At 72.2% G+C, this 25,742-nt stretch carries 20 protein-coding genes and 1 tRNA gene; 11 read left to right on the forward strand and 10 right to left on the reverse strand.

Features of this window, described 5'->3' with window-relative positions:
* The first annotated feature begins 22 nt into the window (after window positions 1-22).
* From Ade02nite_RS46245 to Ade02nite_RS46265, 5 genes are all read left to right on the forward strand, one after another.
* Complete coding sequence (locus Ade02nite_RS46245; RefSeq protein ID WP_203777801.1) at window positions 23-937, forward strand: UTP--glucose-1-phosphate uridylyltransferase; 915 nt, start codon at window positions 23-25, stop codon at window positions 935-937.
* Window positions 934-2,244: a molybdopterin molybdotransferase MoeA gene (locus tag Ade02nite_RS46250; protein ID WP_203777802.1), complete on the forward strand. Its 1,311-nt coding sequence runs from the start codon at window positions 934-936 to the stop codon at window positions 2,242-2,244. The genes Ade02nite_RS46245 and Ade02nite_RS46250 overlap by 4 nt, the downstream gene beginning before the upstream one ends.
* Window positions 2,241-2,873, forward strand: coding sequence for a GNAT family N-acetyltransferase (locus tag Ade02nite_RS46255; RefSeq protein ID WP_203777803.1), 633 nt, complete (start codon window positions 2,241-2,243; stop codon window positions 2,871-2,873). Before Ade02nite_RS46250 ends, Ade02nite_RS46255 begins: the two co-directional genes overlap by 4 nt.
* A 132-nt stretch (window positions 2,874-3,005) precedes the next feature.
* Window positions 3,006-3,737: a divisome protein SepX/GlpR gene (gene sepX, locus Ade02nite_RS46260; RefSeq protein WP_203777804.1), complete on the forward strand. Its 732-nt coding sequence runs from the start codon at window positions 3,006-3,008 to the stop codon at window positions 3,735-3,737.
* A gap of 87 nt (window positions 3,738-3,824) precedes the next feature.
* Window positions 3,825-3,898: transfer RNA gene (locus Ade02nite_RS46265), tRNA-Ala, on the forward strand.
* Between the two features lie 210 nt (window positions 3,899-4,108).
* On the opposite strand, the gene Ade02nite_RS46270 is transcribed toward Ade02nite_RS46265, so the two are convergent.
* Genes Ade02nite_RS46270 through Ade02nite_RS46280 form a run of 3 tightly spaced genes read right to left on the reverse strand, consistent with a single transcriptional unit; the run spans window position 4,109 to window position 6,388 of the window.
* Complete coding sequence (locus Ade02nite_RS46270) at window positions 4,109-4,660, reverse strand: DUF642 domain-containing protein (RefSeq protein WP_203777805.1); 552 nt, start codon at window positions 4,658-4,660, stop codon at window positions 4,109-4,111.
* A 34-nt stretch (window positions 4,661-4,694) separates the two neighbouring features.
* Complete coding sequence (locus tag Ade02nite_RS46275) at window positions 4,695-5,477, reverse strand: SDR family NAD(P)-dependent oxidoreductase (RefSeq protein ID WP_203777806.1); 783 nt, start codon at window positions 5,475-5,477, stop codon at window positions 4,695-4,697.
* Complete coding sequence (locus Ade02nite_RS46280; protein WP_203777807.1) at window positions 5,474-6,388, reverse strand: aldo/keto reductase; 915 nt, start codon at window positions 6,386-6,388, stop codon at window positions 5,474-5,476. The genes Ade02nite_RS46275 and Ade02nite_RS46280 overlap by 4 nt, the downstream gene beginning before the upstream one ends.
* 99 nt (window positions 6,389-6,487) lie before the next feature.
* Here Ade02nite_RS46280 and Ade02nite_RS46285 point away from each other — a divergent pair, with 99 nt between their 5' ends.
* On the forward strand, window positions 6,488-7,354 hold the full coding sequence (locus Ade02nite_RS46285; RefSeq protein ID WP_203777820.1) for a hypothetical protein: 867 nt from the start codon (window positions 6,488-6,490) through the stop codon (window positions 7,352-7,354).
* Between the two features lie 47 nt (window positions 7,355-7,401).
* Entirely contained in the window at window positions 7,402-8,646 is a 1,245-nt protein-coding gene (locus Ade02nite_RS46290) for a GAF domain-containing sensor histidine kinase (protein WP_203777808.1), read from the forward strand.
* Between the two features lie 38 nt (window positions 8,647-8,684).
* Here the strand turns inward: Ade02nite_RS46290 and Ade02nite_RS46295 are convergent, their stop codons facing one another.
* From Ade02nite_RS46295 to Ade02nite_RS46310, 4 genes are all read right to left on the reverse strand, one after another.
* Window positions 8,685-10,220: a hypothetical protein gene (locus tag Ade02nite_RS46295; RefSeq protein ID WP_203777809.1), complete on the reverse strand. Its 1,536-nt coding sequence runs from the start codon at window positions 10,218-10,220 to the stop codon at window positions 8,685-8,687.
* Complete coding sequence (locus tag Ade02nite_RS46300; protein ID WP_203777810.1) at window positions 10,213-11,058, reverse strand: hypothetical protein; 846 nt, start codon at window positions 11,056-11,058, stop codon at window positions 10,213-10,215. The genes Ade02nite_RS46295 and Ade02nite_RS46300 overlap by 8 nt, the downstream gene beginning before the upstream one ends.
* 4 nt (window positions 11,059-11,062) lie before the next feature.
* Entirely contained in the window at window positions 11,063-13,321 is a 2,259-nt protein-coding gene (locus Ade02nite_RS46305) for a glycosyltransferase (RefSeq protein WP_203777811.1), read from the reverse strand.
* Window positions 13,322-13,645: 324 nt separating this feature from the next.
* Window positions 13,646-16,084 carry a bifunctional polysaccharide deacetylase/glycosyltransferase family 2 protein gene (locus Ade02nite_RS46310; RefSeq protein WP_203777821.1) on the reverse strand — a complete coding sequence of 813 codons (2,439 nt, stop codon included), beginning with the start codon at window positions 16,082-16,084 and terminating at the stop codon, window positions 13,646-13,648.
* A gap of 51 nt (window positions 16,085-16,135) precedes the next feature.
* Between Ade02nite_RS46310 and Ade02nite_RS46315 the strand changes: the two genes are divergently transcribed.
* Window positions 16,136-16,987 (forward strand): hypothetical protein, encoded by an 852-nt coding sequence (locus Ade02nite_RS46315; RefSeq protein WP_203777812.1) that lies wholly within the window; start codon window positions 16,136-16,138, stop codon window positions 16,985-16,987.
* 652 nt (window positions 16,988-17,639) lie between these two features.
* Here Ade02nite_RS46315 and Ade02nite_RS46320 read toward each other — a convergent pair.
* On the reverse strand, window positions 17,640-19,220 hold the full coding sequence (locus Ade02nite_RS46320; RefSeq protein WP_239169557.1) for a dolichyl-phosphate-mannose--protein mannosyltransferase: 1,581 nt from the start codon (window positions 19,218-19,220) through the stop codon (window positions 17,640-17,642).
* Between the two features lie 76 nt (window positions 19,221-19,296).
* On the opposite strand from Ade02nite_RS46320, the gene rsmI reads away from it, so the two are divergent.
* Entirely contained in the window at window positions 19,297-20,148 is an 852-nt protein-coding gene (rsmI, locus tag Ade02nite_RS46325) for a 16S rRNA (cytidine(1402)-2'-O)-methyltransferase (protein ID WP_203777814.1), read from the forward strand.
* Here rsmI and Ade02nite_RS50070 read toward each other — a convergent pair.
* Window positions 20,142-21,677, reverse strand: a complete 1,536-nt coding sequence (locus Ade02nite_RS50070) for a hypothetical protein (protein ID WP_239169558.1) — start codon at window positions 21,675-21,677, stop codon at window positions 20,142-20,144. The two genes, rsmI and Ade02nite_RS50070, sit on opposite strands and share 7 nt — an antisense overlap.
* Before the next feature lie 132 nt (window positions 21,678-21,809).
* On the opposite strand from Ade02nite_RS50070, the gene metG reads away from it, so the two are divergent.
* Window positions 21,810-23,606: a methionine--tRNA ligase gene (gene metG / locus Ade02nite_RS46335; RefSeq protein WP_203777815.1), complete on the forward strand. Its 1,797-nt coding sequence runs from the start codon at window positions 21,810-21,812 to the stop codon at window positions 23,604-23,606.
* Between the two features lie 24 nt (window positions 23,607-23,630).
* On the opposite strand, the gene Ade02nite_RS46340 is transcribed toward metG, so the two are convergent.
* Complete coding sequence (locus Ade02nite_RS46340) at window positions 23,631-24,665, reverse strand: hypothetical protein (RefSeq protein ID WP_203777816.1); 1,035 nt, start codon at window positions 24,663-24,665, stop codon at window positions 23,631-23,633.
* Between the two features lie 70 nt (window positions 24,666-24,735).
* Between Ade02nite_RS46340 and Ade02nite_RS46345 the strand changes: the two genes are divergently transcribed.
* Complete coding sequence (locus Ade02nite_RS46345; protein WP_203777817.1) at window positions 24,736-25,647, forward strand: TatD family hydrolase; 912 nt, start codon at window positions 24,736-24,738, stop codon at window positions 25,645-25,647.
* The last annotated feature ends 95 nt before the right edge of the window (window positions 25,648-25,742 follow it).

Consider the following 25,742-nt stretch of genomic DNA (forward strand, 5'->3'; position numbering starts at 1 on the left):
ACTTGAAGGTGCGGTGACCTCGATGACCACGAACGCGCAAGCGTCCGGCCGCCGGGCAGTGAAGGCCGTGATCCCCGCGGCCGGTCTGGCGACGCGGTTCCTGCCGGCCACCAAGGCCGTACCCAAGGAACTGTTGCCCGTGGTCGACCGGCCCGTGCTGCAATACATCGTCGAGGAGGCCGCCGCCGCGGGCATCACGGACGTCCTGCTCGTCACCGGCCGCGGCAAGACCTCGATGGTCGACCACTTCGACCGCCGCCCCGACGTGGAGGCCCGGCTCGAGGAGAAGGGCGACCAGGAAAGGCTCGCCGCCGTACGCCGCACGAGTGAGCTCGCGGACATCTACACCGTCCGCCAGGGCGAGCCGCTCGGCCTCGGCCACGCGGTCGGCACCGCCGCCTCGCACGTCGGCGACAACCCGTTCGCGGTGCTGCTCGGCGACGAGTTCGTCGAGGAGGACAAGCCGCTGCTCCCCGACATGCTCGACCTCCAGGCCCGCACCGGCGGCATCGTGCTGGCGCTCGGCGAGGTCAAGCCGTCGGAGACCTCCCGGTACGGCATCGCCTCGGTCGAACCGTCCGGCGACGGAGACGACATCGTCCGGATCACCGGCCTGGTCGAGAAGCCGTCGCCCGACGAGGCGCCGAGCAACCTGGCCGTCCTGGGCCGCTACGTCCTGCCCGGCACCATCTTCGAGGCGATCGCCGACACCAAGCCGGGCCGCGGCGGCGAGATCCAGCTGACCGACGCGATGGCGCAGCTGCTCGCCGACGGCACCCCGGTGCACGGCATCATCTACCGCGGCCACCGCTACGACACCGGCATGCCGCTCGGCTACCTCCAGACCGTGGTCATGCTGGCGGCCAAGCGCGACGACCTGGGCGAGGAGTTCCGGAGCTGGCTGGCCGAGTTCGTCGCCGGCGGTGCGAAGGGATGACGGCCACGGCCGATGCCGAGGCGGCCGCCAACGAGCTGAAGCCTCTCGCCGAATACCTGGGCAGCGTGCTGCGCAGGCTACGGCCGCTGCCTCCGCTCGACCTCGACCTCACCCAGGCGCACGGCAACACCCTGGCCACCGACGTGCTGGCGCCGCATCCCTACCCGGCGTTCGACCAGGCGGCGATCGACGGGTACGCGGCGCGCTGGGAGGACCTCGCGGGTGCGGGCCGGGCCGGCTCGCACCCGTCCTTCGGGCGCGTCGAGGGTGGCCCGCGCGCGGTCCGGCTCAACGTGGTCGGCGACCTGGGCGCGTCCAGCTGGCGGCCGGTCCGGCTCTCCCCGGGCACGTGCTTCTCGGTCGCCGCCGGGGCGCCGCTGCCGATCGGCGCGGACGTGGTGGTGCCCGTGCACTGGACCGACCAGGGCATGGCCGCCGTCGAGATCCTGCACGCGCCCAAGCGGGGCTCCGGCGTGCGCCGGGCCGGCGACGAGATCGCGGTCGGGCAGGTGCTGGCCGCCAAGGGCTCGTACGTCACCCCGGCCATGGTCGCGACCTTCGCCGCCTCCGGCATCGGGCACGTCGTGGTGCGCCCCAGCCCGCGCGTGGTGGTCGTGGCGACCGGCGACGAGCTCGTCGACGTGGGCCGGCCGAGCCAGCCCGGACAGGTCGTCGACGCGAACTCGCACGCCCTCACCGCCGCCGCGGTCGAGGCGGGCGCTCTGGCGTACCGGATAGGGATCTGCGACGACGACCCCGAGGGCCTGCGCGGCCTGCTGGAGGACCAGACCCTGCGGGCCGATCTGATCATCACAACCGGCGGTACGGGCACCGGCCCGGGTGACATGCTGAGGCGCGTGCTGTCGCGCCGCGATCCCGGCCGCGGCGTCGTCGAGTTCACGGACGTGGCGCTCTGCCCCGGCAGCACCCTCGGCTTCGGCACGGTCGGCGGTGAGGAGGTGCCGGTGATCTGCCTGCCCGGCGAGCCCGGCGCCGCCCTGATCGGCTTCGAGGTGCTCGCCCACCCGGTCATCCAGCTGCTCGCCGGCGCCGAACCGGTGTTCCGCCCGAGCGTCAAGGCCCACCTGCTCGAGACCGTCTCCTCGCCCGGCGGGCTGCGCGAGTTCCGCCCCGCGTTCGTCACCGAGCGGCGTGGCGGGGGACATACGGTGCAACCGCTGGCCGGCGGGCCGTACACTCTCTCCGGCCTGGCCGAGGCCAACGGGCTGCTGGTCCTCGGCGAGCGGGTCACCACGGCGGCCGCCGGCTCGACCGTGGACGTGCTGCTCCTCGACCGGAGGCGATGATGCTGGGGTCCACGCCCGGATGGCCTGCCGTCCTGGCGGACGGGCCCGTCGTGCTGCGCCCCTACAAGCGCAGCGACGGCCGCACCTGGTCCGAGGTGCGGATCGCCAACCAGAAGTGGCTGGCACCCTGGGAGTCCGCGCCGCCCGGGCCGTGGGCCGAGATGAACTCCGCGCGCGCCTTCGGCTACGTCTACCAGGACATGAAGAGGGCGGCCCGGCGCGGCGAGAGCATGCCCTTCGCGGTGTGCCTGCAGGAGAACGGCACCGAACGGCTCGTCGGCCACCTCAACCTGGGCAACATCGTGCGGCGGGCGTTCAGTTCGGCGTACGCGGGCTACTGGGTCGACAGCCGCGTCGCGGGCCGCGGCGTCATCCCGACCGCGCTGGCCCTCGCCGTCGACCACGCGTTCGGCGCCGGCGGCCTGCACCGCATCGAGGTCAACATCCGCCCCGAGAACAAGCCGTCCCGCCGCGTCGTCGAAAAGCTGGGCTTCCGCGAAGAGGCGTACCACCAGCGCTACATGCACATCGACGGCGGCTGGCGAGACCACCTCGGATACGCGCTGACCAGCGAGGAGGTCGCCGCCGAGGGCGGATTGATGGCCCGCTGGCGGCGAGTGCGCGCCTGACGCGCTTGACACGCCCGGCGCGCCGTGACCATTTCCGCAGCTCGCGCCCGTAGCCTCGGGGAGATTGGGTCTTGCGGTCCGCGGCCGGGGAAGTGTAAAGCGGACCGCCCGTAGCTGACGGGAGGGGTGAGGGTGCCGACGTCGGTGCTCCTCGCCGTCCTCACCGCGGCGGGTCTGCTCGCCCTCGCACCAGCGCTCGTGCGCCGGTACGACGCCACCGAGCGCCTCGCCGCGGAGCGGGCGTCGTCGACGGCGAGGGTGCTCCAGCGCCAGCGCCGTCGCCGCACCGTGCCCGGACGCCGACCGATCAACCCGGGCAGGCTGGTTTCGGTTACGGTCCCCGCCCCCGCCTCGCCTCCCTCGGAACGCCGCCTCCGCCTGGTCAAGCCCGGCCGCCGCCCGGCACGCCGCATCCCGGCACGCCGCCACACCCCCGCGGTCGTCCGCCGCCGCCGCGTCTTCGCGGCCCTGATCCTGCTCAACCTGATCGAGCTGATCGGCGTGCTGGCGGTCGGCCCCGGCTTCTGGATCGGCTTCGCGGCAACCTTCACCCTGCTCGTCATCGACCTGATCCACCTGCGCAACCGGGCCATCGCCGACCGCCGCCGGCGCCGCGAGGAAGCCCGCGAGGCGGCGTGGCTGGCAGCCCGGCAGGCAGAGGTGCGCCGCGAGCAGGCCCGCAGGCAGGCGGCCCGCCGAGAGGCCCAGCGTCGCCTGGCGGCCCAGAAGGAGGCGGTGCGCCGCGCGGCGATGGGCCTCAACCAGGACCTGCCGCCGGCGGCCTCGGCCTCGGTCTCCTACCGCCGAGCGGGCGGCCTGCGGGGGCGGGCGTATGAGGCGGGGGGCCGTCACCACACGGCTTGAGGGACGTTGTGGGGGTCGGTTCGCGGGGAGGGTGGGCTACCTGTTAGCCTTGCTGCGGTTCCACGGACAGCAAGTCCACGGGATCAAGGGGCTGTGGCGCAGACTGGTAGCGCACCTCGTTCGCATCGAGGGGGTCAGGGGTTCAAATCCCCTCAGCTCCACGAGACTTTGGACGCCTCCTGTCCGCTGAGAAGCGCGGACCGGGGGCGTCTCGTCATATCTGCTCCGGGGCCGAGCCCCGGAGACCCCGCGATCCATGGGTTGCGCTGGGGTCTGTCGGGTGCGGTGGGTCGTGGAGAGTGGTCGACGCGCGTCACGCTGACGACTCACATCGGTGTTTGAGTGTTGATGCCGTGGGATCTCTGGGGCGCTCAGGCGGTGAGGGCTTGGGCTTTGGGACAGATGATCAGCAGGCAGGCCTCGACGCGGACGTCGTCGATGACGGGGCCGTGGCCGGCGGGGGTGGTGGTGCTGGCGAACTCGAGCTCGAACGACGTGCCCCGGGCCAGGACGTAGGCCGTACGTCTGGTGAAGCCCATGTCGGTCGCCGAGCGGCCGGTCGTGTCGAAGGACAACTGCTGGATGACCTGGCCGTTGACGCGCAGCTCGCCGGTCTTGATGGTGGGTGGGCCGGCGTAGTTGCCGGCCAGCGCGTAGGTGATGCGGTAGGTCAGCAGGGGCTTTGTAGCGAACGTGGCGGCGATGGCGCCCTGCTGACCGCCGTCGAGGTCGATGTTCTGGCGGCCCTCGGCGACCTGCCACAGCGAGTCGGCGGCCACGTCGACGTCGCCCCTGGTGACGGTCCAGGGGCCGAGCTGGGTGCCGGCGGCGTAGCGGTAGTAGGCGCCGGCGACGTGCGGCTTCTCGAAGCTGTCGCCGAACACCAGCGTCGCCGCCAGGAGGGCGGCCAGGAGAGTGTGCACGCTCACTAAACGCGCATATCGGACAAAGGGTGCGTTACCAGGCCGTCCAGCCGCCGTCGACCACGACGTTCGCGCCGGTGGTGAAGCTGGAGCGCGGGGATGCCAGGTAGAGCAGGGTGGTGGCGATCTCGGCGGGGTCGCCGACGCGGCCGAGCGGGGTCTGCTGGGCCAGGCGGGCCAGCAGCTCGGGGTCGCCGCCCTCGCCGGGGAACGGGCCGGGGGTCACGCAGTTGACCCGGACGCCGGCGGGGCCGAGTTCGACTGCCGCGTAGCGGGTCAGCTGGACCAGGCCCGCCTTGACCGCGCCGTAGTAGGGCGGGTTGCCGGCCTCGGGCGAGGCGTACAGCTGCGGCTTGGGGCTGACCAGCCCGTACATCGAGGCGACCACGACGACCGAGGGTGAGCTGTCCGCGGCCGCGGTGACCAGCAGGTCGCGGGTGGCGCCGAGCAGGCGCTGAAAGGCGGCGAAGGCCAGGTCGGCGGCCTCCAGGTAGTCGCCGGGCGTGGCCGTGCGCAGCGAGCCGCCGCGGCCCACGTGCGCGTTGTGCACCAGCACGTCGACGCGGCCGCCGTCCTCGCGCAAGCGGGCACCGAGCGCCGCCACGTCCTCGTCGGAGGTGACGTCGCAGCGCGCCGGCACGCAGTCGCCGTCCAACCGGGACGCCAGCGCGTCGAGCCGGCCCTGGTCGCGGCCGACGAGCCAGGTGGTCGCGCCCGCGCCCGCCAGCGCGGAGGCCATCACCTGACCGAGCCGGCCGGTCGCGCCTGTCACGACGGCGACCTTGCCCTTCAGCCCGAACAGCTCCATCGGGGTCATGCGGACCACCGGCTCGGGTCGAGCAGGTCCACCGGCATCTCGGGCAGCTCGCTCAGCACCCGCTCGCGCTCGTCCTCGGTCAGCGGCTTGCGGCTGACCAGCGCGGCGTTCTGCCGCAGCTGCTCCTCGGTCTCGGCGCCGACCACCAGCGACGTGACCCAGGGCAGGGACAGCAGGTAGGCCAGGCAGAGGTCGGCGCGGTCCGCGCGGCCCAGGCCGGCGGCGAGCCGGTCGAGTGTGGAGACCACGGCGTCGCGGCGGTCGTCGGGCAGGTGCGGCCATGTCACCGCGCTTCCGGCGGCGAGCAGACCTTGGAGGTACGCGCTGCGCACGGTCACCACGAGATCGGGCCGTTCCGCGAGCGCGTCCGACAGGTCGCCGGCCAGCCATCGCCGGTCGAGGATGTTGCACGGCAGCTGGACGTACCCGAGGCCGGGCAGTTCGAGGACCCGGCGCAGCTCGTCGGGCGACTGCACGGACACGCCGACCCGGTCGGCCTCGCCCGTCTCCAGACAGCCACGCAGGTCGGCCCAGCCGGCGGGGGCGTCGGCCGCGCGGTGCAGCAGGATCGTCAGGGGGCCGGTGACGCGCAGCGCGGCCCGGCTGGCCTGGACGCTCTCCCGGACGTCGCCGCCCGGTGCGATCTTGGTGACGACGGCGAGTCCGAGGTCGCCCAGCGCCGCGCCGATCCGCCGCTCGCTGTCGCCGTAGGCGCGGGCGGTGTCGAGGTGGGTGACGCCGAGGTCGCGGGCCGTGGCGAGCATGCGCGCCGTGGCGTCGTCGTCCGGCATGCCGGTGCGGTTGGCGATGCCGTACGCCCCGCCGAGCTGGGCCGTGCCCAGCACCAGCGCCGATTGGCGGTACGCGCCGCGCGCCCGGACCGGTACGACCGGTCCCGCGTGGTCTGTCATCGGTTGCCCTTCGTCGCTTCTGGCGGTGCTAGGCTTCAGCCCCGACGCCGCAGGACCGACCGTATTAGATCGGTCGACGCTCGAATTCACAGGGTGGACATGCACCACGCCAATTACTACTACGGCCACGCTCACGTGCTCGCGCGGTATGCCCAGCTGGACGAGTGGATGCACCCGCCGCGCATGCAGGGATACCTCCAGCACGGGTGGAACATCGGTGACGGCCTCGCCCCCGGTGTGCCGTTCGTCGAGGGCAGCCGCCTGTGGGTCTGGTCCGAGCAGGTGCGGCGCCGGGCGTGGTCGCAGGGCCGCCGTGACGTGGTCGCCATCGGCTCCCCGTTCGCCTATCTCCTCGAGATGAACGAGGCTCCGGTCGACGAGTCGAAGCGCGAGGGCACCATCTTCTACCCCTTCCACGGCTGGGAGGGGCAGCAGGTGATGGGCGACCACCAGCGCCTGATCGACGAGCTCAAGGCGCACGAGACCGGCCCGATCACCGCGTGCCTCTACTTCAACGAGCACAAGGTCCGCAAGATCCGCAAGCTGTACGAGGACGCCGGCTTCCGGGTCATCTGCCACGGTTACCGCGGCTTCTGGTGGCGTGACCACGACCGCGACTTCCTGGTGCGCCAGCTCGCCGAGCTGCGCCGCCACAAGCGCGTCGTCTCCAACCGCCTGTGCAGCGCGATCTGGTACGGCCTGCTGGCCGGCTGCCAGGGCGCGGTCTACGGCGACCCGATGGTGCTCGAGGGCGCCGACCCGACGTTCGGCGGGGAGCCGCGGCTGCGGCGCCAGTGGCCCGAGGTCTACGGCTACGACCCCGACCCGGTGGCCGCCCGCGAGATCGCCCGGATCGAGCTCGGCGCCGACATCCTCGCCACTCCCGAGGAGCTGCGCCTGCACCTGGGCTGGCCGGCCGCCACCCGGCCGCTCAAGTCGTGGAAAAAGCCGGAAAAGGTCGGGTAGCTACTTTCGGGTGGTACCTCTGAAGCAAGTCTTCGGAGGTGACCGGCATGAAAGCTCCCCTGCCCGACAACGAAATCGACCGCCTGGCGGCGCTCTACGCGCTCGACATCCTCGACAGCGCGCCGGAGCAGGACTTCGACGACATCGTCGCGCTCGCCTCGAACGTCTGCGGCACGCCGATGTCGCTCGTCAGCCTGGTCGACACCGACCGGCAGTGGTTCAAGGCGCGGGTCGGCACCGAGGCGACCGAGACCGACCGCGAGGTCTCGTTCTGCGCGCACGCGATCCTCGGCCGTGACCTGCTCGTGGTGCCGGACGCGACGAAGGACTCGCGCTTCGCCGACAACCCGACGGTGACCGCCGGCGACGGCATCCGCTTCTACGCCGGCGCGCCGCTGGTCACCACCGACGGGTACGCGCTCGGCACGCTCTGCGTGATCGACAACGAGCCGCGCAGCCTCGACGTCGAGCAGCTTCAGGCGCTGCGCGCGCTCGCCCGGCAGGTCACCTCGCAGATGGAGCTGCGCCGGCACGCGATCGCGCTGGCCAACACCACGGCCCGGCTCCAGGAGCTGGAGCGGCGCAAGGACGACCTGGCCGGGCTGGTCGGCGGCGACCTGCGCGCGCCGCTGCGGCTGATCTCGTCGTACCTCGGCAAGCTCGGCAAGACCGGCTACCACGACGCCGAGATGGCCGACCTGGTCGGCCGGGCGGTCTCCGGGCACATCCGCGGCTTCCTCGACCTGCTTCACCACCTGACGACGATGGCCGACGCGGGCTTCGGCAGCGAGAGCCTGCACATGCGCCAGATCGACCTGACCCGCATCACCCAGCGGGCGGTCGAGGCCGTACGCCCGATCGCCGCCACGAAGCAGATCTGGATCCTCAACCAGGCGGGCGGCCCGTCCCTGCCGATCATCGCCGATCCGGTACGGCTCGAGCAGGTGCTCACCCACCTGCTCTTCGCGGCGGTGAAGTACACGCCGTCCGGCGGCCGGGTGCGGGTCGGCACCGAGATCGAGTCCGGCCCGACGGTGCGCCTCGACGACATGGACCTGCCCGACGGCATGCGGCCCGATCTGTTCCCGCACCTCTACTACGGGGCGATCGCCAACCCGTCGACGGTGCCCGGCCCGGACCGCGGGCTGGCCGTGGCCAAGAAGATCCTCGACGCGCACCACGCCACCGTGGCGCTGTCGGACCGTCCGGGCGACGGCACGTCGCTGCACGTGGTGTTCCCGTTCGCCGACCTGACACCGAGCGACCTGATCGACGACCTCATCAGCGCATGAGAAAGGGCCCGCCACCGGCGGGCCCTTTTCTCGGCTTCTCAGCCCTTCAGCTTCTTCTTCACCGCGCGGGCGAACTGCTTCGGGTGACGGATCTTCGCCACCTTCTTCGCGGTGTCGTGCAGCTTGAGCACCGGCGAGGTGCGGTACTGCCGCAGCTCGTCGCGGAGCTTGCGCAGCTGCGCCTCGCGGGTCTTGAGGCTCTGGTCGCGGAAGCGCAGCGTCCGCTCCAGGCCGAAGACCTTGCCGGCCAGCTCCTTGGCCCGCTTGCGGTCCTCCTCGGCGTCGGCGAGCGCGGTCGCCACGTCGGGCTCCTCGGCGACCGGGCCGGCGAACTCGGCGGCCAGCTCGCGGCCGCGCGCCAGCAGCTCCGGCGTGGCCTCGACGCCGGACATGCCGAGCCAGGTGGTCACCAGGTCGTCGCTCTCGACCATCCACGGCGGCCACGGGTGGCGGCGGTGCGCGGCGACGAGCCGGTCACGGAACCGGAACCAGGCGGCGGCCAGCAGCTCGTCGTGGCCGGCACCGGCCGGCGCCTCGGTGACGCCGCGGACGAATCCGCCGCCGGCCGGGTAGAGGTCGTCGAGCGGGAAGCTGTCGACGCGCGCCGCGTAGGCCCGGAAGCCGGGCACGTCCTCGGCGGCGGCCAGCCGGAACAGCTCGGTCTCGGCGGAGACCGTGTCCGGGATGACCCGGTCGCCGACCGTCCAGCCCTGCTCGCCGAGGTCGAGGCTGTGCGTGGCCGTGTAGGCGGTGTGGGTCGCGCCGGCCGGGCCGAGCACGGCCAGCCAGCCGGGCGCCACCGCGCCGAGCAGGCCGGCGCGCGCCGCGGCCTCCGCGCCCGTGGCGATCGGGGCGACCAGCGGGGTGTGCGCGGCCGCGGCGGCCAGGCCCTCCAGGGCCAGGCGCGCGGCGGGGCGCCCCGGGCGGGTGCCCGCGGCGGCGGCCGCGTCGAGCAGCGTGTGGGTCTCGCCGGCCGCGTCGAACGAGGCGAACAGGCGGGCACCGGGCAGCGCGGCCAGGACCTGGTCGGGCGAGGTGGGGCGCTCGGGGTCGTCGTGCAGCGGGCGCCACTCGTCGTCGCCGTGGCGGGCGTCCACCGGGCGCCGGTCGTAGAGGCCGGTCAGCGCGAACTCGTTCTCGACGCCGATCAGCACCACCGCGTCCGGGCCGGCGAGCGCGCGGACCAGCTCGGCCCGCTGCGGCCAGGTCAGCGCCGGCGAGTCGTAGCCGAGCACCCGGTCGAGGCCGTCGGCCGCGATCACCAGGTCGTACGGGCCGTCGGCCAGGCCGTCGAGCGCGCCCGCCACCACGGTGACCTCGGGGTCGGGGAAGGCCTCACGCAGGTCGGTGGCGTCGCTGACCGAGCGGAGGAGCACCGTGACGCGCTCGCTGCGGGCGGTCGCCAGCTTGATCAGCTCGTGGCTGTGCGGCCCGGCGATCAGCGTGCGTGCGGCCTTGGCGGGCAGCGCGTCGGCGAGCAGCGCCAGCAGCGCGTCGCCGCCCGCCGGACGGCGGTAGCTGGAATAGTCGGTCCAGGGCTGAATCTCGCCGCGGACAACCTCGATGTCAGTCACGGGTATTCCAATCGAAGAGCATCCGCATCTCGGCGGGGGACATCATCCAGGCCTTGCCGAGTTCGTCGTCGGTGATGGCGCGAGCGGTGGCGAGGTCGATGTCCTTGCCCAGCATGTCCGGCCAGAGCCGGGCGATCCGCGACTGGCCGCCGAACAGCGGGTTGTCGCCCTCGAGCGCCATCGCGTCGCCGTACACCGCGGGCTCGCAGCCGGCCGCGACACCGTAGAAGATCGCGGTGGCGAGCCGGTTGGACGCCACCCGCTTGAACCGGCGGAACGCGGCGAGCTGCTTGTAGAGGAACTTGCGGTCGGTGCCCTCGTAGTTCCAGCCGCGCTTGCCGAAGCAGATGACCTCGAAGCCGGCCTCCTCGTACGCCCGGCGCACGTCGGGCCGCTCGTACTCGGTGTAGTAGAGGCTGATCGTGACCGGCTCGGTCTCGGTCTCCTTGATCTCGCTGATCAGGCGGGCGTGGTCACCCTCGATCTTGGCGCCGAGGCCGCCTGGCGCGTCCCAGCCGTGGAAGAGGAACCAGAGCGTGCCCTCGCGCTTCTCGTCCGGCACGCGGCCCAGGTCGGGCTCCATGTCCATGAGGTAGAGCATCGGCGCGCCGGTCACCGCGTAGTTGCGGCGGCTCAAAGCATGTCCGCGGCGGCGCGGCGCGTCGCTCCAGACGAAGCGCCAGGCGCCGTCGAAGAACTCGTGCACCGGGTTCCAGCCGCAGCCCACGTTCCAGCCGTGCTGCAGGTAGCCGGGGATGCGCGGCGGGAACTCGTCGTCCATGCCGCAGTAGCGGGCCAGGATGTGGGTCAGCCCGTAGTAGTGGTTGTGGTGATGCATGGGGTCAGTCCATCTCCAGGTGCAGGATGCCACTGCGGGCCCGCAGGACCAGCTTGCCCAGCCGGCGGGGGAGCCGGCTCACCAGGAAGCTGTCGGCCTGTACGGCGTACGGCGTGCCCTCCTCCGGCGAGGCGAACAGCGCCCAGTTGAGCTCCTCACCGTCGGCCAGGTCGTCCAGTCTCGTCGACGCCGTCCACCGTTCGTCGTCGAGGGTGATCTGTGCGGGCGCGTCGATGCCGTCGTCGGAGTTGGGCAGGAACCGGCGCCAGGTGATCCGGCTGTAGTCGGTGCCGGCCCAGCGGGGGCCGGAGACGGTCAGCCACGTGGCGTCCGGCACGGCCACCACGTCGTCGGCGAAGACCTGGGCCGGGCTCTCGATGAGGTTGAGGTACATGCCCGGGGAGCGGCTCACCGAGATGACCCGGCCGCCGCGCTCGGCGAGCACGCCACGGTCGAGACCGGTGATCGACATCATGAACTGATTGTTGCCGTCGTGCATGCGCGGCACCAGCACGGTGCGCAGGAGGAACGGGTCGTCCGGCTCGGTCACGCCGATCAGCTGGTCGAGCGGCACCCGGGCGGTGAAGTCGTCCATGGCCGTGTGCCGGGTGCGCTGGATCGGCACGTGGATCGCGCCGACCGAGTGGCTGAGCCGCAGCTCCGGCTCCTCGAGCCGGGACGCGAGCCGGCCGTTGAGCACCAGCTCCTCGCCCTCGACCTCGGCGGTGGTCAGCTCGACCGTGTTGCGCCGGAACTCGAGGAAGACCCGGCCGTCGCCGCCGTTGAGCGGCTGCACCCACACGTCGCCCACCCAGTCGCCGACCGGGTACTGGAGGCCGCCGGCGGCCAGCACGCCGCGCCGGCGCAGGCCGTGCGAGCGGACCTCGACGGTCACGTGCGCCTTCTTGGCCGACTTCGTGACCGAGGCGAGCAGCGTGCGCGGGATGCGGGTGACGAAGCCGACCGGCCGGTCCTCGCCGTGGGTGTCGTGCTCGACGAGCCGCTCCACCGGCAGGTCGTGCGAGTGCCTGCCCCAGGCGAGCGCCACCCGGATCTCGGACTTGGACGTGGTCGGCAGGTGGGCGATCTCGGCGGTGCCGTGCAGCACCAGCGCGTCGTCGCTCCACGAGAGGTCGCGCACCGCGGTGCGGACGTCGAGCTCGGTGCGGGGCAGCGTGTAGAGCGACGACGACACCTTGGAGCCGTCGCGCAGGCCCGGGTACTGGCCCTCGTACCGCCAGGGGAGCCGCGGGTGCCGCCGGGCCCGGACGCCGCCGCGCAGGCCGCCGTCGGCGCGGAACCGGGCGAGGTTCTGGAGCAGCTCGGCGTCGCCGCTCTGCAGCGCCTCGTACTCGAGGCGGGCGAAGGTGGACGACTCGGCGAGCACCGCCGGGTCGAGCCGCCGGCTCAGCCGCTGGCCGAGCGCGAGGAGCGGGGCCACCTCGTGGTCGGCCGCCGACGAGAACGACTGCACGATGGTGGTGAGGTCGACCGTGGCCAGGTGGCGGTGCACCTCGCCGCGCAGCTCCGGGGCGCGCTTGTCGACGATGTCGAGCACCATCTCGGCCGAGACGACCCGGTCCTCGATGTTGGCGAACTGGAACTTGAGCTGGGTGATCGACTCGCCCGACTCGCGCTCACGCCAGTAGTAGACCGGCACGGCGAGGCAGTCGACGGTCACGGCGTCGATGTGCGCGCGCAGGGTGACCGGGTAGTCCTCGTACCGGATCGCGGGGAACTGGTATTTGAACTGGTCCCAGAAGGTGCGCCGGTAGACCTTGTTCCACACCATGCGGTCGATGGCCAGGCCGGGGTGGTCGAAGACGTGGGTGGCCTTGCGCAGCTTGCCGTAGCCGGCGCGGTGCACGTACGACTGGCGCACGCCGTAGGTGTTGTTGAACCGCCGCGCGTTGCCGCCGGCCAGCGACGAGGAGGTCTCGTCGAGGGTGCGGACCATGAGCTCGTACGCGTAGCGCGGGATCAGGTCGTCGCTGTCGACGAAGGTCAGGTACTCGCCCTGCGCGTGCTTGACGCCGGTGTTGCGGGCGGGACCGAGCCCCTGGTTCTCCTGGGTGACGATGCGGAATCGCGGGTCGTTGGCGCTGTGCGCCCGCGCGATCTCGGCACTGCCGTCCGGTGAGCCGTCGTCGACCAGGATCACCTCGAAGTCGGTGAAGGTCTGCCGCGACAGGGAGTCGAGGCAGTCACCGATGTATCGCTCGACGTTGTAGAACGGGACGACGATGCTCAGGCGTGGGGTCACCTCGCTTCCTCACCGGGACGTGGCACGGACGGTGAGCGATGGAGCTGCAGCATGACACCAGTTCCTGCGAGGGGCGCGGACGACTTGGCGATGCTCCCTGCCCCAGGAAGACGAAACCAGATCCTGAAGATGAACTTCAGGTGAACTTATGAGGGTGCGGGGGTGAAGTGTGGCGTACATATGCATAGACATCCGATAAGCCGGTTTTGTTATTGGCTGCGTTTCCCGTCCGTTTGGACCTTCCTGTGCGGCACATCGGCCCGCACCCCGCCCGGCTGCAGTTCGAGCGGGGCGCGGGCCGACGCATCGCCCGGCGCGGCCGGGCTACCCGGTGCGGACCGGGCCGGAACCGCCACCCGGGGGCGAGCCGGCTGACGGGAGGTCGTAGGGGTCGAGCTCCGCAGGATTCGGATCGGCGGAGTCCAGGTCGTCCCGGGCCTGCTGGGACGGCACCACCGGCCGCGCCACCGCCCGGCCGGACGCCGGATGCAGGTCGGTGCGCGTCTGCGCCAGCGTCGAGGGCCACGTGTCCACCGCGGGGGCCACCTCGCCGCCCGGCGCCACCGGCACCGCCTCGGCACGCGCGCCGAGCCCGGCGCGGTGCAGCTTGTGCCAGCGCAGCCGCCCGCCGGTCAGCGCTGTGGTCGCCGACTGCATCAGGACCAGGTACATCAACTGCCGGTACGCGAACTGCTGGAGCGGCAGGCGCCACAGCGGCCTGAGCGACTCCTTGTCGAAGCGGAACGCCACGGCCGCGGTGAACAACTGGAGGGCCAGCATGCCGACCCAGGCGACCACGGTCTCCTCGAGCTCCCAGAAGACCAGGCCGTAGACGAGCATGATGTCGACCACGGGCGCGAGCATCGGCAGCGCGACCCCGAACAGCGCCAGGAACGGCAGCCCGACCCGCCCGAAGCGGCCCGACGGGCCCGCGTCCCACAGCGCCCGGCGGTGCTTCCACATCGCCTGCATGGTCCCGTAGCTCCAGCGGTACCGCTGCCGGTAGAGCTGCTCGAGCGTGGCGGGCGCCTCGGTCCACGCCTTCGCGTTCTCCGCGTACACGACCTTCCAGCCCGCCCGCAGCAGCGCGATCGTGACGTCGGTGTCCTCGGCCAGCGTCTCGTCGCTGACCCCGCCGACCTGGGCCAGCGCCTCGCGGCGGAACGCGCCGATCGCGCCGGGCACGGTCGGCATGCAGCCGAGCACCTCGTACAGCCGCCGGTCCAGGTTGAAGCCGATCACGTACTCGATGTGCTGCCAGGCGGCGACCATCCGCTCGCGGTTGCCCACCTTGACGTTGCCGGCGATCGCGCCGACTTGGGGATCGGCGAACGGCTGCACCAGCTCGCGGATCGAGTCCGGCTCGAAGATCGTGTCGCCGTCGACCGTGACGATCAGGTCGTGCTTGGCGAGCGCCACGCCGGTGTTGAGCGCGTTCGCCTTGCCGCCGTTGGGCACGCGCACCACCCGCACGTTCGGCAGCCGCATCCGCTCCACCAGGGCGGCCGTGCCGTCGGTCGAGCCGTCGTCGACGACCACCACCTCGATGTCCGGGTAGTCGCCGCCGGCCAGCGAGCGGACGGCCGCCTCGATGCCCTCCTTCTCGTTGTAGGCGGGCACGATCACCGACACCGGCTCGACCACCGGCGGGCCCCAGCTCCAGTCCGGCCTGCGGCGCTGCCGGGCATGCCGGGTCGCGAGGAGCAGGAGCAGCGCCGTACGCCCGATCGTCAGCGCCCCGACCACCAGGAACAGGCCGGCGATCACCCACACGAGCCCGTCGGCGAGGCGGACCGTCCAGATCACCGCCGAGCCGCGCCACACGTCGCTGCCGGCGGCCTCCGGGTTCTCCGCGAGCAGCGGAACGGGCGCGGCCTTGTTCTCGGCGGCCCTGTTGCTCTCGGTGATCGTCCCGTTGAGACCTTCGGTGACCGTGGTGAAGCGGTAGCCGCGGGCCTGCATCATCGGGATGTACCGCTCGAGCGCCTGGACCGTCTGCGCCCGGTCGCCGCCGGCGTCGTGGAACAGCACGACCGCGGAGGCGTCGCCGGACGGGGTCGCGTTCCGGACGATCCGCTCGGGGCCGGGCAGCCGCCAGTCCTCGCTGTCGAGGTCGTTGACGACGATCAGATAACCCTGCTTGCCGGCGTCCTTGATGATCTTCCAGTTGGTCTCGTCGATCGCGTTCGTCTTGGACGAGTACGGGAAGCGCGCCAGGTTGGTGTGCACGCCGGTGGCGCGGGCGATCGCGACCTGCGTCTGCGACAGCTCCAGGTTGCGCCGCCACGGCGCGATCAGCTGCATGTTGGGGTGGGTGAACGTGTGCAGGCCCAGCTCGTTGCCCTCGTCGGTGATCCGCTTGGCGAGCTCGGGGTTGCGGGAGACCTCGGAGCCGACGACGAAGAACGTGCCGTGCGCGTTGTGCCGCCGCAGCACGTCGAGGACCCGGGGCGTCCAGGTGGGGTCGGGGCCGTCGTCGAAGGTCAGCGCGATGGTCTTGGCGGGCATGCGGCTGGTGCTCTCCTGCCCGCCGGTGGTGTTGATGACCGGCCCGCCCTCGAGGATCTCCCGCGGGACGCCGGCCTGGTCGCCCACCTCGGTCTCGGCGTGGTCGCCCTTGAACTCGGCGTTCACGTACGCCTGCACGACGAGCACGGCGACGAAGACGCCGAGCAGCAGCGTGCCGAGCAGGACGCGCGGGGCGGGCAGCAGCCGGCGGCGGACGGGGCCGCGGCCCCGGGTGCGGGCGCGGCGGAGGGGCATGACGGGAGGGGTCACGAAAGCACCTTGGTGGTCAGGGTGGTGAGAGCGGTCGTGAGGACGCCGGTGGGGGGTTCGGGGGCGGGCGGGGTGCTCGTCCCGGAGTCCGCGTTGCTGGAGCCGGAACTGGAGCTGGAGCCGGAACCGCTGCCCGATGTCGAGCCGGAGCTGCCGCCTGAGCCGCCGCTGGTGCTGCCGCTCGTGCTGCTGGTGCTGCCGCCGCTGGTGCCGCCGCTCGTGCTGCTGCCGCCGGTGCCACCGCTGCTGCCGCTTGTGCTGCCGCTGCCGCTGCTCGTGCCGGTGCCGCCGCCTGAGCCGCCGCTGGTGCTGCCGCCGGACGTGGTGCCTGTTCCGGCTCCAGAGCCGGACGAGCCCGAGCCGCTGGGGCCCGGGCTCGCTTCGCCGTCGACGGTCGTGCCGCCTCCGCTGCCGCCGCCTGTCCCGCCCGTGCCTCCACCGGTGCCTCCGCCGATCGGTGGCGGCACCGGCGCCGGCGGCGTGGTGGTGGGCGGCGTGGTGGTCGGCTTGGTCGTCGTCGGCGTGGTGGGCGGGGTGGTGGTGCCGGACTCCAGCGGCCGCGTGGTGGTCGGCTTGGGCGCCGGGGTGGGCTTCGTGGTCCTCGTGGGCTTGGGAGTGCCCGACGGCGTCCGGGAGGGCGTCACCCGAGCGGACTCCAGCCGGGGCACGGGCCGGCGCTCGGGCGTCCGGCGGGCCTCGGCCACGAAGACGGCGGTCGTCTTCTGGGCCGGTGTCGGCGTCGGGCTCGGCGGGGCCGGTGGCTTGGTCTCCTCCTCCGGATCCTCCAGCCCGGGCAGCGGCAGCACCGCGCTGGAGCGGACGGGACCGCCGGCCAGGCTCACGCTGATCAGGCCGCCGTACAGCATGACCACCGCGCCGAAGGCGTAGGCGAGCCGCCGCAACAACCGGCTGCGACGCCCCGTGGTGTCCACGAACACCGGTGCGGGCTGCGCCACGGAGATCACCTCGGTCTCGAGGCTCTCGGGCGCGGCGAATTGCGGGTTTTCTGGCTCGTGCGAAGTCACGCGGCGAGCTTAAAAATATTTATGGCGATCTTGAGCGTGCTCACTCGCGCGGGTGACGGATGATCGCCGCACGGAAATCAACCGAAATGATGAGGGTCAACGTTTGACCAGATGGGGGCCGGTATGTGCCGCTCGGAAAGGCAACGCCCTGAGCAGCGGCGCAATGGCGAATGGATCGAGGTTACGCGAGTTCGGAGAACCGTTAACTGTCGCTTTACCGACAGTGAAAGAGGCTAAAAGCCGAAGCCTATTCACAAGGCATTATGCCCAGACTAAAGGAAAATACAGTGCTTTGTCCGTTTTGTCGAACGACCCCGTGCAGCCGTGATCGAAATTTGAAACTCCGGAGCGTGACCCGTTGTGCCTGACATCGGCGGTCGTTAAGCTTCTTGGTGCGCGCCCCTATCGCCCGCTTCCCCCGTGGCAGGCGATCGGGGCGCGCTCTTGCTTTCCGGCGCTCGAGACGACTCGCGCCGGCAGTGCCTCAGCACCACCGGCGCGGCGAGGGCCCGGGCCTAGATCCAGCGGCCGCCCAACCACATTCGTTGCGACCAGCTCTCGTACGGAATGAGCTGCCCCACGAAGACGGGATAGAAGTAGGCGAAGCAGAGCGCCACCACGACCACGTAGGCCGTGACCACGATGGTGCCGATCAGCTGTCTGTCCGTGCGGGCCGGCCCGGTGGCCGTGCCCTGCTGCGGCGTCATGACGGCGCCGAGGACATAGACCACCGCCAGGATCAGGAACGGCAGCGCCGGCAGCACGTAGAACGAGAACATCGTCCGGCCGTCCTTGATGGCGTAGTAGAACCACGGCAGGATGCCGGCGACCGCGCCGGTGCCGATGGCCCACGCGCGCCAGTCGCGGCGGGCGAAGCCGAACCAGACCAGGGCGGCCAGCGCGGGCAGGAACGACCACCACAGGATCGGCGTGCCCAGCAGCAGGACCTCGCGGGCGCAGCTCGCCGCGCCGCAGTTGCCGGTGTTGCCCCAGTAGAAGGCGACCGGCCGGCCCAGCAGCAGCCACTGCCACGGCCACGACTGGTAGACGTGGCGCTCGGTCAGCCCACTGTGGAACTTGTACGCCTCGGAGTGGTAGTGCCACAGGTTGAGCAGCGCGCCGATGACCGGCGGCTCGCTCATCCCGTTCGCCTCGCGGTAGTGCCGGAAATAGCCGTCGTCGGTGACGAACCAGCCGGTCCACGCCGCCAGGTAGATCACGAAGCTGATCGCCAGGGTCAGCAGCAGCCAGCCGACGTCGCCGATGATGCCGGCCAGGAACGGCCCGCGGATGCCGGCCGAGCGGCGCGCCTGCACCCGCCAGACGATCACCAGCGCGGCGAAGAACGGCGCGAACGCCAGCGCGCTCCACTTCACGCCGCAGGCCATGCCGAACGTGACCCCCGAGACCAGCAGCCACCACGGCACGATGCGCGGCACGGCCGGCGTCTTCTCGGGGTCGAACCCGTTCTCCAGCGCGCGCAGCATGCCGCGCCGGTAGTGGTCACGGTCGAGCACGATCGCGGCGAACGTCATGAGGACGAACAGGCCGAGGAAGATGTCGAGCAGCGACGTGCGGGACAGCACCAGCTGGAAGCCGTCCAGCGTCATCAGCAGGCCCGCCAGCCCGGCGAGCAGCACCGAGTGGAAGAGCCGGTAGGCGACCCGGATCAGCACCAGGATCATCAGCGTGCCGGCGATGGCGGGCATGAACCGCCAGCCCAGCTCGGTGTTGCCCCAGATGAGCTCGCCGACCGAGATGAGCCACTTGCCGAGCGGCGGATGCACCACGTAGGCCGGGCCGTTGGTCTTCTCGTCCCATTCGACGCCGTGCTGGAGCATGTCCCAGGCGTCGGTCGGGTAGTAGACCTCGTCGAAGATGTAGCCCTTCGGGCTGCTGACCCCGTTGAGCCGCAGGATGCCCGCGATCGCCACGATGACGGCGGTGACGAGCCACGAGTGCGGGTTGAGCCAGTTGTCGAGGCCGGACAGCCGCCGCCGGACGATCTCGGGAACCGCGCGCAGCCCACCGGTCTCCGGCTCCGCCGCGGGCGGTTCCGGGGTGAGCTCTTTCTCCGCTGTCGCCGCCGTAGTCACCCCGCGATCGTAGAAGGTGGGCCTGAGAGGCGGCGCCTGCCGTCGCCGTGACCCGTCATGTGATGGACTTTCCGGCGTGTCTGCTGAAGAGAACCGTTCCGGCCGGGTGGTCTTGCTCGGCGCGCCGCTGGGCAACATCGGCGACGCCTCCGCGCGGCTGCGCGAGATCCTCTCCACGGCGGACGTGATCGCCGCCGAGGACACGCGCCGCCTCGCCCGGCTCACCCGCGATCTGGGCGTCACGGTCACCGGGCGGGTCGTCTCCTACTTCGAGGGCAACGACGAGCGGCGTACGCCCGAGCTGGTCGACGCGCTGGCCGCCGGCGCGGTGGTCGCCGTGGTCACCGACGGCGGCATGCCGAGCGTCTCCGACCCGGGCTTCCGGCTGGTCCGCGCGGCCCTCGACGCCGGCTACCCGGTGACGGCGGCGCCCGGACCGAGCGCCGTGACGACCGCGCTGGCGCTCTCGGGCCTGCCCAGCGACCGTTTCGTCTTCGAGGGCTTCCTTCCCCGTACGGGCTCGCACCGCCGCTCGCGGCTGAGGGAGCTCGCCGCGGAACCGCGCACGCTGGTCCTGTTCGAGGCGCCGCACCGCATCGCGGGCACCCTGGTGGACCTCGCCGCGATCTTCGGGGCGGACCGCCCGGCCGCGATCTGCCGCGAGCTGACGAAGACGTACGAGGAGATCCGCCGCGACACCCTGGGCGAGCTGGCCGCCGGCGCCACCCGCGACGAGCTGCGCGGCGAGATCACCCTCGTGGTGGGCGGTGCACCGGCCGGCCCGGCGGAGCGCCCGGCCGACGAGGACCTGCGCGCCGCGGTGGCCGCCCGCGAGGCCGCCGGCGAGTCCCGCCGCGACGCGATCCAGGCCGTCGCCGAGGAGTACGGCCTGAGGAAGCGCGACGTCTACACGCTGGTGCATCAGTAGGCGGCTGCCAGGAAGCCGGCCAGCAGGGCCAGCGGCCCGGCGAGGCTGAGCAGGATGGCGGCGCGGCGGGCGCGGGCGGTGGGGAGCTGGCGGGCTCGGGTGACGCCCGCGATGGCGTAGCCGCAGAGCACCACCAGGGCGAAACCGAGCAGCCACCGCAGCTGGAGCAGCGCGCCGGTTCCGCCGAGGTAGGCCTGCTGGCTGTCGGGGCTGACCATCTTGGCGGGGGTGACCGCGCCGGGCTGGCGGCCGGTGCCCTCGACGCCGAGCAGGGTGACCCGGGCGATGGTGTAGCTGCCGTCGGCGGCGGCGAACTGGCCGGCGCAGCGCTGGGTGACCCCGGTGCCGGTGCAGACGGTCGTGGTGGCGAGCCCGTTGTCGCCGTGGCCGACGGCCAGCCAGAACGGCTCGGCGCTGACCCACGCGAAGAAGGCGGCCACGAGGCCGAGCGCGACGAGCGAGACCTGCGCCGAGAGCGGCAGGCCCGCGGCGCGCCGGCTGTGCCGGGGGCGGCCGGCGACGCGCCGGGTCTGCTCGCGCGGCACCTCGACGGTGTCCTCGATCCGGTCGTGCCAGAACGGGGAGTTCTCCAGGCGCTCCAGGCGTGCGTCGGTGCCGGGGGAGCCGGTCGGCGGGGGCAGCGGCTCGGTGGGGCGGGCGTGCGCGCCGCCCTGCCGCGGGCGGCGGATCACCGGGGGCCGGGCCGCGGCGGGGCCGGGCTCGAGCGGCACGGTGGGGCGGTTGCGGGCGCTCGGCTCGGGCAGGACCATCACGTCCTGGTCCGGGGGCGGCGGGGTCACCGAGGCCGTGGGCGGTTGCGGTGTGTCCGCCTCCCGGGCGGCGAGCGGCACCGCCACCTCGGTGGCCGAGGCCGGCTGCGCGTCCGCGGCGGCCGTCGGCATGGTGTCCGCGGTCGTTTGCGCGGCGGCGGTTGGCATGGTGTCCGCGGCTGTTTGCGCGGCGGCCGTTGGCATTGTGTCCGCGGCGGCCGTTGGCGTGGTGTCGGCGGCGGCGGCGGTGGGTGGTGCGGCGGCGGCGGTGGGTGGTGCGTCGGCGGCGGCCGTTCGGGCCGTCGTCCTGGGCTCGTGGCCCGCGGGCGGGCGCAGCGGGTCGTAGCGGTGCGGGTCGGGCCGGTCGTGGTCGCGTTCGACCGCGACGAAGTCGGCGACCGTCTCGGCCGGGGTGGTGAGGGCAGCGGCGGTCGGCGGTGCGGTGACCTCGGCGGACGGTGCGGCGGCTCGTGGGGCGGCGGCCGGGTCGAGCGCCTCGGCCACGTCCTGCGCGGCGGCCGCGTGTGCTTCGGCCGCCTCGCCGGCGTACTCCTTGGGCGCCGGGGGCAGCAGTGTCCCCGTACCCCCTGGGGTCTGTTGGTCCTGGGCGGCAGCCGGAGGCCGCCGGCGGGGATGGCGCGGGCGAGTGGTCTGCCGGTCGGTCTCGCCGCGCCACCAGGCCGCGTCGGGATCGGCGAACGACCACGGGTCGCCCTCGTGGCGCGGCGTTTCCCCTGGCTGTGGCGTGTCTCCGAGCACGTGTTCATTGGACTACGAGGGCGAGCGGTGATCACGTTCAAAATCGGGCGTGTCGGAATAAATGCGGATCTCGCTCAGGGCGGAGCGAATCCCGTCGCAGCGACGAGGGGCGGCTCACTACGCTTGTACCTCATGAGTCACGTTCTCGCCGCGGTCGCCTGGCCCTATGCCAACGGCCCGCGCCACATCGGTCATGTGTCCGGCTTTGGGGTGCCCTCCGACGTCTTCAGCCGGTACATGCGGATGGCCGGCCACGACGTGCTCATGGTCTCGGGCACCGACGAGCACGGCACGCCGATCCAGGTGCAGGCGGACGCCGACGGGGTGACCCCGCGCGAGCTCGCCGACCGCTACAACCGGGTCATCGTCGAGGACCTGCACGGCCTCGGCCTGTCGTACGACCTGTTCACCCGCACCACGACGCGCAACCACTACGCCGTGGTGCAGGAGCTGTTCACCGCGCTCTCGCGCAACGGATACATCGTCAAGCGCACCACGCTGGGCGCCATCTCGCCGTCCACCGGCCGCACGCTGCCCGACCGCTACATCGAGGGCACCTGCCCGATCTGCGGCTACGAGAGCGCCCGCGGCGACCAGTGCGACAACTGCGGCAACCAGCTCGACCCCGAGCAGCTGATCAACCCGCGCTCCAAGATCAACGGTGAGACCCCGGAGTTCGTCGAGACCGAGCACTTCTTCCTCGACCTGCCCGCCTTCGCCGAGGCGATCGGCAACTGGCTCGACCAGCGGGAAAATTGGCGCCCCAACGTCCTGAAGTTCTCCCGCAACCTGCTCGACGACCTCCAGCCCCGGGCGATCACCCGTGACCTGGAGTGGGGCGTGCCGATCCCGCTCGACGGCTGGCGCGACCGCAACGACAAGCGCATCTACGTGTGGTTCGACGCGGTCATCGGCTACCTGTCGGCCTCCATCGAGTGGGCCCGCCGCTCCGGCGACCCCGACGCGTGGCGCCAGTGGTGGTCGGCCGACGGCGCCGGCAAGGACGCGCTGGCCTACTACTTCATGGGCAAGGACAACATCGTCTTCCACTCGGTGATCTGGCCGGCGCTGCTGCTCGGCTACTCGGGCGAGGGCGACAAGGGCGGCGAGCCGGGCGACCTGGGCCGGCTCAACCTGCCCACCGAGGTGGTCTCCAGCGAGTACCTGACGATGGAGGGCAAGAAGTTCTCCTCGTCGCGCCGGGTCGTCATCTACGTGCGTGACTTCCTGGAGCGGTACGACGCCGACGCGCTGCGCTACTTCATCGCCGCCGCCGGCCCGGAGTCCAACGACACCGACTTCACCTGGGCCGAGTTCGTCCGCCGCAACAACGACGAGCTGGTGGCCGGCTGGGGCAACCTGGTCAACCGGTCGATCTCGATGGCCGCGAAGAACTTCGGCGCCATCCCCGAGCGCGGCGAGCTCACCGCCGAGGACGAGGCGCTGCTGGCGGTGGCCAAGGCCGGTTTCGGCACGGTCGGCGAGCTGATCGGCAAGCACCGGCAGAAGGCGGCGATCGGTGAGGCGATGCGCGTGGTCGCCGAGGCGAACAAGTACCTCTCCGAGCAGGCCCCGTGGAAGCTCAAGGCCGAGCAGGACAAGCCGCGTCAGGCGACCATCCTGCACGTGGCGCTCCAGGTGGTCAGCGACGCCAACACGATCCTGACCCCGTTCCTGCCGCACTCCGCGCAAAAGGTGTACGAGCTGCTCGGCGGCGAGGGCGTGCACGCGCCGATGCCGCACATCGAGGAGGTCGAGGACCTCGACGGCGGCCCGTCCTACCCGGTGCTGCGCGGCGACTACACGGTCGGCGCCCGCTGGGAGTCGGTGCCGCTCGTCGCCGGCACCCCGCTGGCGGCCCCGAAGCCGGTCTTCAAGAAGCTCGAGCCCTCGGTGATCGAGGAGGAGCTCGCCCGCCTGGCGGGCTGACGTGTCCGTCCCCTACGTGCTCTTTCAGAGCACGTAGGGGAAGTCGGCGATGTGGTGGTCGGCCAGCTCGCCGACCGGGGCCCACGCCTCGTAGACGCCGCGCTCGTAGCAGCGGGCGCCCGTGTGGTGCAGGGCGTCGGCGTCCGGTCGTACCAGTCGAAGCCTTGCCCACGCGTCGTCGCGTTGCAGCACCCAGCAGGGCACACCCCGCCACAGGGCCTGCTCGGCGCGGCGGCTCAGCGTCGACACCGGGTAGCGGGCGGCGCGGGTCAGCGCGCGCACCCGGAACTCCTCCGGCGGGTCCGCGACCGCCTCGTACTCCTTGTCCTTGATCATGCCGACGAGGTGCGCCGAGCCCGGGGTGGTGCAGGGCAGGTACTCGCGGTCCGGGGTGACACCGGGCAGCGCGTCCAGCAGGGACCGCCAGCGCGGGCCGGCCAGCCGCAGCCACCCGTGCTGCTCCGGCTGATAGGTGTAGAGGATGACCTCCTCGCCGCCCGGCACGTAGGCGATGATCTGCGCGTTCGCCGGCATCGGCAGGTCGGCGAAGCCGGCCGTGATGTACTCCGGGATCAGATCCTCATTGCTGGGCGTGAAACCGGTGCCGAGCACCATCGCGCCGATCCGCGAGTGGGCGGGCAGCATCGCCAGTCCCGGCTGGGCCGGCGCGGACGGCACCTCGTAGTCGCTCGGGTCGGTGGCCCGCCAGCGCAGCGCGAACGTCACCTCGTCGTCGTCCGAGCCGTCGGTGCGCAGCAGCGCCAGGGAGCGCGGATCGTGCAGGTGGGCGATATCGCAGGAGCGATAGCAGAAGCCGTACGGGAGCCAGCCGCCCAGATGGCCGGAGACCTGCGCCGGCGAGAGCACCTTGGTCATCCGGGTGCCGCGGTGGATCGCAGCCGTCGCGCGGATGGCGCGCAACAGCGGATCGTCGCGGTGGTCGGCGGACTGGCTCATGCGCAGGACGTGCTGCCAGCTGAGGTCGCGTCGCAGGGGTGCGGACAGGGGAGGCTCGAGCGGATCAGAGCCGATCACACTGTCCTCGCCGGTCACCGTCACGGCCAGTGAAGGTAGGCGACACCGGTTGACGCCAGGTGAACAACCGGTAACCTGCGGGTCCAAGTGCAGAATGTCTCACATGTCAACGTCACCGTCAGAATCCCGCCGCGAGAAGGCCGCCCGGCGCGCCGGCGAGTTCCCCGCCGCTCCCGAGCCGCTCGCCGTCCCGGTCTTCGACAGCCACACCCACCTGGACATCACCGTCCAGGAGGCCGGTGTGCCCGGCGGCCCCGGCGCTGACCCCGGCTCCGACCCGGTCGAGGCGCTGATCACCGCCGCGGCGAAGGCGGGCGTCGACCGCATCGTGCAGGTCGGCGTCGACGTGCCGTCCTCGCGCTGGGGCGCCGAGCTGGCCGCCCGCCACCCGTCCGTGCTGGCCGCGGTCGCCCTGCACCCCAACGACGCGCCGCTGCTGGCCGACCTGGACGAGTCGCTGCGCGCGATCGAGGCGCTCGCCGCCGAGCCCCGGGTGCGCGGCATCGGCGAGACGGGCCTGGACACCTTCCGTACGGGCCCGGAAGGCCGGAAGGCGCAGGAGGAGAGCTTCCGCGCCCACATCGCCATCGCCAAGCGGCACGGCAAAGCCCTGATCATCCACGACCGGGACGCCCACGCCGACGTGCTGCGCGTCCTCGACTCCGAAGGCGCCCCGGACACGGTGGTCATGCACTGCTTCTCCGGCGACGCCGAGTTCGCCGCGGAATGCGTGCGCCGCGGCTTCCACCTGAGCTTCGCCGGCACGGTCACCTTCGCCAGCGCCGCCGCCCTGCGCGAGGCCGCCGCGATCACCCCGCCGTCGCAGATCATGGTGGAGACCGACGCGCCGTACCTGACCCCGGTGCCCCACCGCGGCCGCCCGAACGCGTCCTACCTGATCCCGCTCACGGTCCGCGCCCTGGCACAGACCCGCGGCGACGACGTCGACGGCCTGTGCGCGGCGATCTCCGCCAACGGCGAGCGGGTCTTCGGCCCCTGGAGCTGAACGCCGGTTATCCACAGGCGCGAGTCCACGGCGCGCCGATTTTCGGCAGGATGCCCTCTGGGATGGGGGCTGCCCCCTGGGAGACATCCCATGGC

The organism is Paractinoplanes deccanensis, from assembly GCF_016862115.1.
GTDB lineage: Bacteria > Actinomycetota > Actinomycetes > Mycobacteriales > Micromonosporaceae > Actinoplanes > Actinoplanes deccanensis.

Bases quoted from the DNA above. Each gene is read 5' to 3' on its own strand.
- Ade02nite_RS46245 (WP_203777801.1), top strand. From the start codon at position 23: ATGACCACGAACGCGCAAGCGTCCGGCCGCCGGGCAGTGAAGGCCGTG.
- Ade02nite_RS46250 (WP_203777802.1), top strand. From the start codon at position 934: ATGACGGCCACGGCCGATGCCGAGGCGGCCGCCAACGAGCTGAAGCCT.
- Ade02nite_RS46255 (WP_203777803.1), top strand. From the start codon at position 2,241: ATGATGCTGGGGTCCACGCCCGGATGGCCTGCCGTCCTGGCGGACGGG.
- Ade02nite_RS46275 (WP_203777806.1), bottom strand. From the start codon at position 5,477: ATGACCCCGATGGAGCTGTTCGGGCTGAAGGGCAAGGTCGCCGTCGTG.
- Ade02nite_RS46280 (WP_203777807.1), bottom strand. From the start codon at position 6,388: ATGACAGACCACGCGGGACCGGTCGTACCGGTCCGGGCGCGCGGCGCG.
- Ade02nite_RS46285 (WP_203777820.1), top strand. From the start codon at position 6,488: ATGCACCACGCCAATTACTACTACGGCCACGCTCACGTGCTCGCGCGG.
- Ade02nite_RS46290 (WP_203777808.1), top strand. From the start codon at position 7,402: ATGAAAGCTCCCCTGCCCGACAACGAAATCGACCGCCTGGCGGCGCTC.
- Ade02nite_RS46300 (WP_203777810.1), bottom strand. From the start codon at position 11,058: ATGCATCACCACAACCACTACTACGGGCTGACCCACATCCTGGCCCGC.
- Ade02nite_RS46310 (WP_203777821.1), bottom strand. From the start codon at position 16,084: ATGCCCCTCCGCCGCGCCCGCACCCGGGGCCGCGGCCCCGTCCGCCGC.
- metG (WP_203777815.1), top strand. From the start codon at position 21,810: ATGAGTCACGTTCTCGCCGCGGTCGCCTGGCCCTATGCCAACGGCCCG.
- Ade02nite_RS46345 (WP_203777817.1), top strand. From the start codon at position 24,736: ATGTCTCACATGTCAACGTCACCGTCAGAATCCCGCCGCGAGAAGGCC.